This window comes from Cellulophaga fucicola, assembly GCF_900119145.1.
GTDB lineage: Bacteria > Bacteroidota > Bacteroidia > Flavobacteriales > Flavobacteriaceae > Cellulophaga > Cellulophaga fucicola.
In genome coordinates this window covers 1,331,238-1,344,862 of record NZ_FPIY01000001.1, presented here as the reverse complement: position 1 = coordinate 1,344,862, position 13,625 = coordinate 1,331,238, and the positions used below count along the sequence as shown (strand labels likewise).

General features: G+C 33.0%; 11 protein-coding genes and 1 other RNA gene. 8 read left to right on the top strand and 4 right to left on the bottom strand.

Annotated features, from left to right (window positions below; translation table 11 throughout):
* Positions 1-63 precede the first annotated feature (63 nt).
* From BT107_RS05880 to rny, 4 genes are all read left to right on the top strand, one after another.
* Positions 64-354 (top strand): hypothetical protein, encoded by a 291-nt coding sequence (locus BT107_RS05880; protein WP_072302809.1) that lies wholly within the window; start codon positions 64-66, stop codon positions 352-354.
* 16 nt (positions 355-370) lie between these two features.
* Positions 371-667 carry a cell division protein ZapA gene (locus BT107_RS05875; protein ID WP_072302808.1) on the top strand — a complete coding sequence of 99 codons (297 nt, stop codon included), beginning with the start codon at positions 371-373 and terminating at the stop codon, positions 665-667.
* A 56-nt stretch (positions 668-723) separates the two neighbouring features.
* A non-coding RNA gene (ssrS, locus tag BT107_RS05870) (6S RNA) lies at positions 724-833 on the top strand.
* A 46-nt stretch (positions 834-879) separates the two neighbouring features.
* Positions 880-2,451: a ribonuclease Y gene (gene rny / locus BT107_RS05865; protein WP_072302807.1), complete on the top strand. Its 1,572-nt coding sequence runs from the start codon at positions 880-882 to the stop codon at positions 2,449-2,451.
* A 76-nt stretch (positions 2,452-2,527) separates the two neighbouring features.
* On the opposite strand, the gene BT107_RS05860 is transcribed toward rny, so the two are convergent.
* Together BT107_RS05860 and BT107_RS05855 are read right to left on the bottom strand one after the other, a co-directional pair.
* Positions 2,528-3,280, bottom strand: a complete 753-nt coding sequence (locus tag BT107_RS05860) for a C40 family peptidase (protein ID WP_072302806.1) — start codon at positions 3,278-3,280, stop codon at positions 2,528-2,530.
* Positions 3,281-3,302: 22 nt separating this feature from the next.
* Positions 3,303-4,478, bottom strand: a complete 1,176-nt coding sequence (locus BT107_RS05855) for an acetyl-CoA C-acyltransferase (RefSeq protein ID WP_072302805.1) — start codon at positions 4,476-4,478, stop codon at positions 3,303-3,305.
* A gap of 129 nt (positions 4,479-4,607) precedes the next feature.
* Between BT107_RS05855 and BT107_RS05850 the strand changes: the two genes are divergently transcribed.
* From BT107_RS05850 to BT107_RS05835, 4 genes are read left to right on the top strand one after another with little or no spacing between them, the layout of a single operon-like run.
* A complete protein-coding gene (locus BT107_RS05850; RefSeq protein ID WP_072302804.1) occupies positions 4,608-6,644 on the top strand; it encodes an HD family phosphohydrolase in 2,037 nt (678 codons plus the stop codon).
* 46 nt (positions 6,645-6,690) lie between these two features.
* Complete coding sequence (locus tag BT107_RS05845; protein WP_072302803.1) at positions 6,691-7,176, top strand: biotin/lipoyl-containing protein; 486 nt, start codon at positions 6,691-6,693, stop codon at positions 7,174-7,176.
* Positions 7,173-8,651 (top strand): acetyl-CoA carboxylase biotin carboxylase subunit, encoded by a 1,479-nt coding sequence (gene accC, locus BT107_RS05840; protein ID WP_072302802.1) that lies wholly within the window; start codon positions 7,173-7,175, stop codon positions 8,649-8,651. The genes BT107_RS05845 and accC overlap by 4 nt, the downstream gene beginning before the upstream one ends.
* A gap of 1 nt (position 8,652) precedes the next feature.
* A complete protein-coding gene (locus BT107_RS05835; protein ID WP_072302801.1) occupies positions 8,653-10,200 on the top strand; it encodes an acyl-CoA carboxylase subunit beta in 1,548 nt (515 codons plus the stop codon).
* Between the two features lie 69 nt (positions 10,201-10,269).
* Here BT107_RS05835 and BT107_RS05830 read toward each other — a convergent pair whose 3' ends face one another.
* Both BT107_RS05830 and BT107_RS05825 read right to left on the bottom strand, forming a co-directional pair.
* Complete coding sequence (locus BT107_RS05830; RefSeq protein ID WP_072302800.1) at positions 10,270-11,706, bottom strand: alpha-amylase family glycosyl hydrolase; 1,437 nt, start codon at positions 11,704-11,706, stop codon at positions 10,270-10,272.
* Position 11,707: 1 nt separating this feature from the next.
* Positions 11,708-13,624 carry a glycoside hydrolase family 13 protein gene (locus BT107_RS05825; protein WP_072302799.1) on the bottom strand — a complete coding sequence of 639 codons (1,917 nt, stop codon included), beginning with the start codon at positions 13,622-13,624 and terminating at the stop codon, positions 11,708-11,710.
* Between the last annotated feature and the right edge of the window lies 1 nt (position 13,625).

The window sequence follows — 13,625 nt, the reverse complement described above, 5'->3', positions numbered from 1 at the left end:
AAAAAGTATTGCGAACTAGTTTATTCTATGTTAACTTTGTGATAAATGCATCGATTTTTGTAAATGAGCGAATTAGTTGAAATTGTTGATTCTTTAGAGAATAAAGTTAGCAAGCTACTTCATAAAATGGAGTTGTTAAAGCAGGTTAATATAAAATTACAAGAAGAACTAGTTTCGCTTAAAACAGAGCAAAGAGCAAATTCTAATTTAGTTTTAGAATGGGAAGAAAAGTACAATGCTCTTAAACTTGCAAATTCTATGCTTGGCAGTAATACAAATAAAACAGAAGCAAAGCTTAAAATAAATACATTAATTAGAGAGTTAGATCATTGCATTGCACAACTAGCTGAATAATGTAGCATTAATACTTATGGCAGAAAAGCTAAAAATTAAACTTTCTATTGCAGACAGGGTTTATCCTTTAACCATAGATCCTAGTCAGGAAGAGGGTTTGCGTAAAGCAGCTAAAAATATAGAGCAGCTTGCAAAAAAGTTTGAGCAAAATTATGCTGTTAGAGATAAACAAGATGTTTTGGCAATGTGTGCCTTACAGTTTGCCTCTAAAATAGAACAAAAGAGTATTGATAAACAAGAAGATACTTCAGAAGTTACGGAGCGTTTAAAAGCTCTAGAACATATAGTAGATTCTAAGCTTAGCACTATATAAAAAAACGTTCATTACATAACATTAAGTTACTGCCCACATTGGTATTTTTTTGACAAACTCAACATTAATTTGTTTTAAAGGGTGAGTTTAGTTTGTAAAAGCAAGCCTTACTAGTATAAGGATCCTTGATCATGCTGTTAGCCCTAATCCTGTTTTATAGGAGTTTGTACAAAACACCCCCAATGTGGGTTTTTTAATATATATAAACAACCATGGATAATATTACATTTATAATAGTAGGAGCTATAGTGGGCTTAGCAATAGGCTTTATAATAGCAAAATTTTTAGAAAAAGGAAAAGCCTCTAAAATAGTTGCATCAGCTAAAATTGAAGCAGAGTCTTTTTTAAGAAATGCTAAGACCGAAGGAGAAAGCATTAAAAAAGATAAAATATTACAGGCAAAAGAAAAGTTTTTAGAGCTTAAAGCAGAACACGAAAAAGTAATAAATGCGAAAGACAAAAAAATGTCTGAAGCAGAAAAACGTACTAGAGATAAAGAGTCTCAAATAAGTAATGAGCTAGCTAAGAGTAAAAAGTTAAATGATCAGTTGCAATCTAAAATGCAATCTGTAGATCATAAGAATGATTACTTAGAGAAAAAACAATCTGAATTAGATAAGTTACACAAGAACCAAGTACAGCAACTAGAAGTTATATCTGGACTTTCTGCTGAAGAGGCAAAAGCTCAATTGGTAGATTCTTTAAAAGAAACAGCAAAGTCAGACGCAATGGCGTTTATGCAAACTGCAATGGAGGAAGCTAAGCTTACTGCGGAGCAAGATGCTAAGAAAATTATAATTAATACCATACAACGTATAGGAACAGAAGAAGCAGTAGAAAACTGTGTTTCTGTTTTTAACTTAGAATCTGATGATGTTAAGGGACGTATTATTGGTAGAGAAGGAAGAAACATTAGAGCTTTAGAAGCTGCAACAGGAGTAGAGATTATTGTTGATGACACACCAGAAGCAATTATACTTTCTTGTTTTGATTCTGTTAGAAGAGAAGTAGCACGTTTGTCTTTACATAAATTAGTCACAGATGGCCGTATACACCCTGCACGTATTGAAGAGGTGGTTCGTAAAACAGAAAAGCAAATAGAACAAGAAATTGTAGAAGTTGGTAAGCGTACAATTATAGACTTAGGAATTCACGGTTTACACCCAGAATTAATTAGAGCTGTAGGTCGTATGAAGTATCGTTCTTCTTACGGACAAAACTTACTGCAACACTCAAGAGAAGTTGCAAAACTTTGTGGTGTAATGGCTGCCGAATTGGGATTAAATCCTAAAACAGCAAAAAGAGCTGGTTTGTTGCATGATATAGGTAAAGTACCAAATACAGAAGTAGAGGTAGAAACTCCTCATGCAATATTAGGTATGCAGTGGGCAGAGAAATATGGTGAAAAACCAGATGTTTGTAATGCAATTGGAGCTCACCACGATGAAATTGAAATGAAAACTTTAATAGCACCAATAGTACAGGTTTGTGATGCAATTAGCGGCGCAAGACCAGGAGCAAGAAGACAGGTGTTAGATTCTTACATACAACGTTTAAAAGACTTAGAGGAAGTAGCTTTTGGCTTTGTAGGTGTACAAAAAGCATATGCAATACAAGCAGGTAGAGAATTACGTGTTATTGTAGAGAGCGAAAAAGTAACTGACGATAAAGCTGCAGAGTTGTCTTTTGAGATATCACAAAAAATACAAACGGATATGACATATCCTGGACAAGTAAAAGTTACTGTAATTCGTGAAACACGTGCAGTTAACGTTGCTAAATAGGTTGTTAATTCAATATTGGATATAAAAAAAGCCTTCAGAAATGAAGGCTTTTTTTATGCATTAAAAATTATTTTATTTAAATAATCTTTTTTATTACTCTAAGTTGGTGAGTGTAGTTTTTAAGTTCTGTATTAAAAATACCGGTATGGTCAATACGGTCTATACGTACTTTTCCGTGGCAATGAATAATATAATTGTCTTGCATAATAATACCTACGTGGTCTATTACACCTTCTTTATTGTCAAAAAAGGCTAAATCTCCAGGTTGACTTTCTTCAATGAAACTTAAAGCTTCGCCTTGCGCAGATTGTTCTTGTGCTGTTCTTAATAATTTATAACCATTAATTTTATAAACCATTTGTGTTAAGCCAGAACTATCTATACCAAAAGGAGTTTTTCCACCAGATAAAAATGGGCTATTTAAATACAATAAGGCCGTAGCAATAAGCTGAGGCTTATTTTGTATGCCATGCGTATAGTTACCATCAAAATAGTGATCTAATAAAGCAGCGCCTTCAATACAAGAACCAACTAAAATAGGCATTAAATCGTTTTTGGTAGACGATATAAATGCCACTAAGTCAGAACTTAGTGGAGCTTCTTTGTTGCTGTCTAAAGTGTTGTATTGCTCTTCTTTAATAAAAACAAATTGTTTATTACTAATCCAAGCCTCTACACCGTCAAAAGCAATTCTTATTTTACTCCAAAATTTACGGTGCTCTAGAACCTTAAAATGGTCGCCATACAAAAGCTGTGCGACCATTTCTGAAGTTTCTTCTGGAGTTAACCTTATGGGAACTATACTAAGATTACAAATACCGTATTGCATACAATTGTTTTGATCTGCTATATTAAGCTTTTTCTAAAACAATTGCAGATGCACCACCACCACCATTACAAATGGCAGCTGCTCCAATTTTTGCGTTATTTTGTTCTAATACACTTAATAGTGTAATTACTATTCTAGCTCCAGAACATCCAAGCGGATGGCCTAAAGAAACAGCACCACCATTTACGTTTACATTTTTATCTGTTAACCCTAATATTTTCATATTAGCTAAACCTACAACTGCAAAAGCTTCGTTAAACTCAAAGTAATCTACATCTCCAATAGTAATTCCTGCTTTATCTAATGCCTTTGGTAAAGCTTTAGAAGGTGCAGTAGTAAACCATTCTGGCTCATGTGCAGCATCAGCATAACTTTTAATTTTTGCCAAAGGTTTTAAGTTTAATTCTTTTGCTTTTTCTGCACTCATTAAAACAAGTGCAGCAGCACCATCATTAATTGTAGATGCATTTGCAGCTGTTACAGTACCGTCTTTAGTAAAAGCAGCACGTAAAGCAGGTATTTTTTCTAATTTAACGTTTTTAAACTCTTCGTCTTCAGAAACAATAACTGGTTCACCTCTTCTTTGTGGAACTTCTACTGGTACAACTTCATCATTAAATTTACCTTGCTCCCAAGCAGCAGCAGATCTTTTGTAAGACTGTATTGCAAAGTTATCTTGATCTTCTCTACTAAACTCATATTCTGTAGCACATGCATCTGCGCAAACGCCCATTGCGTTTTGGTCGTAAGCATCTACTAAACCATCTTTTTGTAAACCATCTACTAGAGATGTTGGTCCAAATTTTTGTCCGTTTCTTAAGTGTACGTAATGTGGTACCATACTCATGTTCTCCATACCACCAGCAACTACAATATCATTATCACCTAAAGCAATAGATTGTGCAGCTTGCATAATAGTTTTCATACCAGAAGCACAAACCTTGTTAATAGTTGTACAAGGAACTGTATTGGGTATGCCAGCAAACATTGCAGCTTGTCTTGCAGGAGCCTGGCCAACGCCAGCTTGTACTACATTACCCATTAAAACTTCTTGAACCTGAGATGGCTCTAGTTTTATTTTATCTAACGCACCTTTTATGGCAATTGCACCTAATTTTGGAGCAGCAACACTAGATAATGATCCTAAAAAACTCCCAATTGGAGTTCTTGCCATAGAAACTATAACAACATCTTTCATAAATTCTAAATTTTAATATTGCAAAATTAATAAATAAATGCACATAGAGCAGGGTTCTTTTGTCAAAACCATTTTTTAAGCGCATAATTTTCTATTTTTGGAAAAAGTTATTTTAACTAGAAAAAGATATTGGAGAAAATTTATAAAAATCAATCGTTAATATACAAGTGCTTTCTCTATGTGGGCACCATCTTTTTAATCGTATTCTTCTTTCCTAAGGGCGGTAAGTTTAAATATGAGTTTCAAAAAGGAAAACCATGGCAGTATGAAAATTTGTATGCGCCTTTTGATTTTTCTATAAAAAAGGATGTTTCAGAAATTGAAGCTGAAAAGCAAGTAGTTAAAAACAATCATGTAGATTATTATAACTATGATCAAGAAGTGGTTAAAGCTGTGTCTAATAGTTTTTATGCTGATTTTGAAAAAACTTTTAATTCTTTAAACTTAGATGAGGATAAATATTCTTATCTAAAATCAGTTGGAAAAGAAATCTTAAAGGAACTTTATGCTAACGGAATAATTAAAAAGGCAAAAGTTACTTCTAAAACCAAAACGTTTTTTTTACTACGTAATAATGAAGCAAAAGAATTAGAATTTAAAAATGTTACAAGCTTACAAAGCATAGATAAAACAATAGTTTCTGTTTTAAGAAAAAAGCAATTAACTAGTTATACCGCTAAATACAAACAACTGTTTTTTGATATTGTAAAGCCTAATGTTTTTTACAACGATAATATTTCTAAAAAATCTTTAAACGAAGAGCTTGCAAAAATATCTGTAACTCGCGGTACTGTAGATGAAGGTAAACTTATTATAGTAAAAGGAGAAGTTGTAGAGGCTGAAAATTATAAAATTTTAGACTCCTTAAAACAAGAATTTGAGTCGGAACTTTGGACTGAAAATAATTACTATGTTATAGTATCTGGGTATACTATTTTGGTAGCGTTAGTATTGTTAATGCTACTGCTATTTTTAAATAAATATAGAGCGTCTGTTTACAAAAATAATACTAAAGTTACGTTTATCTTTTTTAATATATTATTAATGGTTTTTGTAACTACCATGGTTATAAAATATAACGAAGCCTATGTTTATGTAGTGCCGTTATGTATTTTGCCATTGATATTAAAAACTTTTTTTGATGCACGTCTGGGGCTTTTTGTACACGTACTAACATTGTTAATTTTAGGCTTTGTTGTTCCTAATAGTTTTGAGTATATCTTTTTGCAAATAATGGCAGGTATAGTTACTATACTTACAGTATCTCAGTTATATAAAAGAGCAAATTTATTTATATCAGTAGGTCAAATTACTTTAATATATATTGTTGGCTATTTTGCTTTTCATATAATTCATGAGGGTAATTTAAACAATATGCGCGCTATTACGTTTGGTGTGTTTTTACTAAACGGAATGATTACACTTTTTGTGCAGCCATTAATTTATATCTATGAAAAAATATTCGGACTAGTTTCAGATGTTTCTTTGTTAGAGTTATCAGATACTAATTCTAAGCTTTTAAAAGAATTGTCTAACAAGGCACCAGGTACATTTCATCATTCTTTACAAGTAGCTAATTTAGCAGAAGCAGCAGCACAAGAGATTGGTGCAAATGCAATGTTGGTTAGGGTAGGGGCTTTATATCATGATATTGGTAAAATGAAAAACCCTACGTACTTTACAGAGAACCAAGTAACAAACGTAAATCCGCATAACGAACAAACGCCAATAGATAGTGCAAGAATTATTATAAACCACGTTATAGATGGTATAGAAATAGCACGAAAAAATAATTTACCAGATAGAGTCATAGATTTTATTAGAGTTCATCATGGTACTTCTAAAGTATATTACTTTTATAAAAAGCAAACAGAAATAGACGACAATGTAAACGAGGACGACTTTAGATATCCTGGCCCATTACCTTTTTCTAAAGAGACTGCAATTTTAATGATGGCAGATGCTGTAGAAGCAGCTTCTAAAAGTTTAAAAAATCCTACGTTTTTAATGATAGATGAGTTTGTAGATAAGATTATAGACGGACAAATGAGAGCCAATCAATATTCTAATGCAAATATTACTTTTAAAGAAATAGTAGAGATTAAAAAAGTTCTAAAGTTAAAGCTTACCAATATTTATCATCTTAGAATAGAGTATCCAGAATAATTAAAGTTGTTCTGTCTAACCATAAAAATTTATAAACTATTGTATTATGAAAACATACGTTGTTTCAGTAAATAATGAAGAAATAGCTTTAAATAGCAAGGAAGTCTCTGAGCTAGATATTGTTAAACATTCAGATACAGAATATCATATATTACAAGATAATAAAAAATACAGCGCTAAACTGTTACACACAGACTACTTGGCCAAAAAACTTACCGTAGAGGTAAATGGTAATAATTACACTATTGCCATAGCAGATGAGTATGACCAAATGGTAAAACAAATGGGGTTACTGACTGCTAGTACAAAAAAAGAAAAAAATATTAATGCTCCTATGCCTGGTCTTATTCTAGATATTTTGGTTACTGAAGGCCAAGAAATTAAAGAAGGAGAGCAAGTACTAGTATTGTCTGCAATGAAAATGGAAAACATTATTACTGCGCCTAGTGATGGTGTTGTAAAATTGATTGAAGTTAAAAAAGACGATGCTGTAGAAAAAGGACAATTATTAATAGAAATATCATTAGGATGAAGAAAATTCTAGTTGCAAACAGAGGAGAAATTGCATTACGAGTAATGCGTTCTGCTAAAAAAATGGGAATAAAAACTGTTGCTGTTTTTTCTGAAGTAGATAGAGAAGCACCGCACGTTAAATTTGCAGATGAAGCTGTGTGCTTAGGTAATGCTCCGTCTTCAGAGTCTTACTTGGTAATGGATAAAGTACTAAAAGCAGCTTTAGATACAGGCGCAGATGGTATACATCCAGGATATGGTTTTTTAAGTGAAAATGCAGAATTTGCTAAAAAAGTAACAAATGCAGGCATTACATTTATAGGGCCAAAACCACATGCTATAGAGATTATGGGTAATAAATTAGCAGCTAAAGAAGCCGTTAAAGATTATAATATTCCTATGGTTCCTGGTATAGAAGAAGCAATTACAGATGTTGATTTAGCTATAAAAATAGCTAAAGAAATAGGTTTTCCTATTCTTATTAAAGCTGCTGCAGGTGGTGGAGGTAAAGGAATGCGTGTTGTAGAAAATATTGAAGAGTTACCAGAACAAATGAAACGTGCCATTAGTGAAGCTGTAGCTGCTTTTGGAGACGGATCTGTTTTTATAGAAAAATATGTTGCATCTCCAAGGCATATAGAAATTCAGGTTTTAGCAGATAACCACGGAAATGTAGTTCATTTATTTGAGCGCGAATGTAGCATACAACGTAGGCACCAAAAAGTAGTAGAAGAAGCACCATCTGTTGTGCTTACACCTGCTATTAGAGAAGCAATGGGAGATGCAGCCATTAAGGTTGCAAAGGCTTGTGATTACGTAGGTGTTGGTACCGTAGAATTTTTATTAGATGCAGATAAAAATTTCTATTTCTTAGAAATGAATACGCGCTTACAAGTAGAGCATCCTGTTACTGAACTTATTACAGGGGTAGATTTGGTAGAGCAACAAATTAAAGTTGCAAGAAACGAGAAATTAGAAATAGCACAAAAAGACTTGGCTATAAAAGGTCACGCCTTAGAAGTTAGGGTATATGCAGAAGATCCATTAGATAACTTTATGCCGAGTATAGGGACTTTATCAACCTATAAAAGACCAGAAGGTAAAGGTATTAGAGTAGACGATGGTTTTGAGGAGGGTATGGAAATTCCTATTTACTACGATCCAATGCTTTCTAAGCTTATTACGTATGGCGAAACAAGAGAAGAAGCTATACAGTTAATGATTTCTGCTATTGAAGATTATAAAATAGAAGGAGCGTCTACAACACTTTCTTTTGGAAAATTTGTTTGTGAACATCCTGCATTTGTATCTGGAAATTTTGACACTCAATTTGTGAAAAAATATTATTCTTCAGATAAGTTGATAGAGGCTCGTTTGCCAGAACATAAAGTAGCAGCACTATTAGGTGTGCATTTGTTTAACGAGCATAACAAAATAGTTAAAACACCAAAACAAGAAACTTCCAATTGGAGAACTAATAGAAACACTAAGTAAGATGGAAGAGCAAAACAAAGAAAATATATTACACTCAAAAATAGAGCAAGCTAAATTAGGTGGCGGTAAGGCACGTATAGAAAAACAGCATGCGAAAGGAAAATTAACAGCTCGTGAACGTATTCATTTTTTAGTTGATGAAGGTTCTTTTGAAGAGTTAGGAATTTTAGTAACACATAGAACATCTGATTTTGGAATGGACAAACAGAAGTTTTATGGAGATGGTGTTGTAACTGGCTACGGAACAATAAACGGAAGACAAGTTTGTGTTTTTGCACAAGATTTTACAGTTTTTGGTGGAGCTCTGTCTGAAACGCACGCAGAAAAAATATGTAAAATTATGGATATGGCTATGAAAATAGGTGTACCTGTAATTGGTTTAAATGATAGTGGAGGAGCAAGAATACAAGAAGGAGTTAGATCTTTAGGTGGTTATGCAGATATTTTTCATAGAAATGTAATGTCCTCTGGTGTTATACCTCAAATCTCAGCAATAATGGGACCTTGTGCTGGTGGTGCTGTATATTCACCTGCAATGACAGATTTTACTTTTATGGTAGAAAATTCTAGTTATATGTTTGTAACTGGACCAAATGTGGTAAAAACAGTAACTAATGAAGAGGTGACCTCAGAAGAATTAGGAGGAGCAAAAACACACGCAACAAAATCTGGTGTTACGCACGTAACTGCTGCAAATGATATAGAGTGTATTAACCAAATTAAACAGATGATTAGCTATATGCCTCAAAATTGCGAGGATAAACCTGCTAAGCTTCCTTTTACTTTGGGTGATGAAATTAGAGAAGAGTTAGAAACTATGGTTCCGTCAAACGCAAATCAGCCATATGATATGCGTAATGTTATAAACGGAATTATAGATAAAGATTCTTTTTTTGAAATTCACAAAGATTACGCGGATAATATTGTTGTTGGTTTTGCTCGTTTGGCTGGTAGAAGCATAGGTATAGTTGCCAACCAACCAATGAGTTTAGCTGGTGTATTAGATGTAGATAGTTCTAAAAAAGCAGCACGTTTTACACGTTTTTGCGATTGTTTTAATATTCCGTTATTGGTATTGGTAGATGTACCAGGATTTTTACCAGGAACAGATCAAGAATGGAATGGTATTATTACAAACGGAGCTAAATTGTTATATGCATTAAGTGAAGCTACAGTGCCCAAAGTAACAGTTATTACTCGTAAAGCTTATGGTGGTGCTTATGATGTTATGAACTCTAAACACATTGGTGCAGATATGAATTATGCTTGGCCAGGAGCAGAGATTGCAGTAATGGGAGCCAAGGGTGCTAGTGAAATAATTTTTAGAAAAGAAATACATGCAGCAGAAGACCCTGCGGCTAAGCTAGCTGAAAAAGAACAAGAGTATGCAGATACATTTGCAAATCCATACAGTGCAGCACAAAGAGGTTTTATAGATGAGGTTATTTTGCCAAAAGATACCCGTAAAAAACTTATAAAAGCTATGGCTATGTTAGAGGATAAGGTTGTAAATGTACCTAAGCGCAAACACGGTAATATTCCGTTATAGGTTTTATACAAAAAAACAAAAGCGCCAATTTTAAACTAAAATTGGCGCTTTTTTAATGAGTGTTATTTTCTATTTTTTAGCAGTCAAAATATGATATTCCCAAGGAGCCAATTTTACGGCTACTTTTTCATCAATTTTAAAAGCTGTATTAGAGATGTAATCTGTAAAATCTCCTGTTATAGCAATAGTTGCTTCTTGCTCTTTATCACTTAAATTAGCAATAAAATAAACAGTTTCTCCATCTTTATCTCTTTTAAATGCTAATGTAGTTTCGTTGTTAGAAGTAGAAATTCTTGTGTATTTAGCGGCGTCTTTTCCTCCATTTAAAGCTGGATTAGTATTCTTTAATTCGCCTAGTTTTTCTAACAAAGTAAAATATTCTCCTTTTGCTTTAGGAATTGTGTCTTTTTCAAAAAAGCGTAATCTGTGTTCCATATCATATTCCTGACCAGAATATATTAGTGGCATTCCAGGCATTGCATATGTTAATGCAGTAAATACTTCTTTATTATTAGGCATTCTTTCTAAAAGTGTGCCATTCCAAGAGTTTTCATCGTGGTTGGTAACAAAATTCATATTAATATCATCAGCTTCTAAAATGCTATCTAGTTTAACCATATAGGCATCAAACTTAGCAACGTTAGCTTCTCCTTTTGCAATTTCATTTAAAATATGATGTGCTTCCCAGCCGTATTGCATATCAAAACCGTTTTGTAGTAAATCTGGTTGTTCTGCTTCTGCCAGCATAAAAACAGGTTTTACAGTTTTCATTTCTTTAATAGCTATATTAAAAAAGTCTGCAGGTACCTTATGCGCTACATCCATTCTAAAACCATCAATGTCTGCTTTTTCTACCCAAAATTTCATATCACTAATCATTTCCTTACGCATATTTTCATTATCGTAATTTAAATCTGCAACATCTGTCCATCCCCATGATTCTCCTGTTTCTGGGTTAATAGGGTCTATAATTTCTCCTTTTTCATTCTGAGTATAATACTCCGGGTGATCTTTAATCCAAGGATGGTCCCAACCTGTATGGTTTGGTACCCAATCTACAATAACTAAAATGTCATTTTCGTGCGCAGTGGTTACCATATTTTTAAAGTCATCAAACGTTCCAAACTCAGGGTTTATAGCTTTATAGTCGGACACAGAGTAGTAGCTACCTAAGTATTTTTTACGTTCTTCTTCGTCTTTAATATCGCTAGTAAATTGACCATCTGTAGCTTTACGTTTAACCTTAGATATAGGGTTAATTGGCATAACCCATATAACTTTAACTCCAAGTTTTTTAAGTACAGGAATGTCTTTTGTAAAAGCATTAAACGTACCTTCTGGTGAGTATTGACGAATGTTGGCTTCGTAAATAACACCATCTTCCATAACTTCTGTTATAGCAATTGGTTCTTTTTCTACAATTACATTGTTTTCTTCTTTTTTTACTTTTTCCTTGCAGGATAGTACTACTGCAAATAAGGATAAAATTGTAATTATTTTTTTCATTTTATTGATTAATTTTTGTTGTTAGTATTGTAGCTCCTTTTGTAGGTAAAAGAAGACTGTCTTTCCAGATAAAAGATTGCTTTGTACTTATATTAGTTACTTTTTTATTTGATAATCCTATTTCAGAAAAAGAAGAAAGATCTAATTGGTATGGTGATTCATTTTTATTTAGAATGATGGTAACTATTTCATCATTTAAAATTCTAAATAACACATAAACGCCATTTTGTGGTGCAAAATGTATTGTTTTACCATTGTGTATGGCTTTGCTTTGTTTTCTGAAATTTAGCAGAGTCCTCATAAAATTTTGCATTTCTTTTTGATTAGAGGTTAGGCCTTCTCCAGTAAATGCATTTGAAGAATCAGATTCCCATCCGCCAGGGAAATCTGTACGTATTAATCCGTGATCTCCTGGTTTTGCTGTGTTTTGCATTAGTATTTCTGTGCCATAATAAAACTGAGGAATACGTGGCAATAAAGCTAAATAAGTAACAGCAATTTTTGTGTTTTCTACGTTTTCATTTAACTGTGTAAAAACACGATCCATATCATGGTTGTCTAAAAAAGCCATAATGTCTTTAGGAGATTGGTATGCAAAATCATTTGCTAAACCTTCATAAGCTTTTACAAATCCTGTTCCCCAAGTTTCATCTTCATTTAAAGCGTCTACAATATTTTTTTGCATAGCAAAATCCATTGTAGAAGTTAAGTTAGACTCATAACCATCTTTGTTAGGGTTGTTTTTTTGCCAATATGCAATTAATAAAGGATTGTAACTCCATTCTTCTCCTACTATTGAAAAATTTGGATATTCTTCCATTATAGAACCTGCCCAATTAGCCATAAAGTCTTTATCTGGGTAAGGATAGGTGTCTTGGCGTATGCCTCCAAGCTTTAAAGTTTCTATCCACCAAATGCTATTTTGAATAATATAGGCTGCTAAAAAAGAATTACGCTGATTTAAATCGGGCATATGATTACCAAACCAACCGTGAGTCATTATTTTATTATCTGCTTTAGACGCGTAAATATCTTGGTTGCTAGTTCTCTTATGGTTAGAGATTTTTACAGGTTTATTATTTATAAACTCATCTTGGTAATTAACCCAATCCTTAAAAGGTAAATCTTTCATCCACCAGTGTTCTAATCCGCAATGGTTAGCTACCTGATCCATAATAATTTTTATTCCTTTTTTGTTCGCTTTTACAGCAAGCTCTTTATATTCATCAAGAGTTCCAAAACGTGGGTCTACACCGTAAAAATCTGTAATTGCATAGCCGTGATAAGATGCTTGTGGCATATTATTAGTTAGTAACGGACTAGGCCAAATAGCGGTGAAACCCAATTTATCTATATAATCTAAATTTTTTGTAATGCCTTTAATGTCGCCTCCATGTCTGGCATAATCATTAGTTCGGTCTATTGCTTTTTCATTTAAAGTACTGTCTATATCATTACTGCTATCAGCATTTGCAAAACGGTCTGGAGTAATTAAGTAAACGGCATCAGCGCTAGAAAAGCCTACATAATCTTCAGCTTTTTTATCTCGATCTTTAAGTTCATATGTCTGAACTTTTTTAGAATTATCTTTAGCAGTAAAAGTAATATTAAACTTGCCAGCGGTTGCTGTTTCATTAATCTCTAAATCAATAAACAAATAGTTAGGACTATCACCTTTAGTCACTTTTTTTATAGAAATACCTGTTTTAGAAATAGTAGCGGTAGCTTCTACAATATTAGGATCTTTAACCAGTAGTTGTAGATTGTTGTTTTTAAAACCAACCCACCAATTTGGTGGTTCTATGCGCTCTATATCATTAGTAACTGTAATAAGTGCTTCTTCTTGTTTCTGCTCTTTTTTAGAAGAACAAGAAACAAAAAGAGCAAAAACAAATACACTTAAAAATCCTTTTTTCATA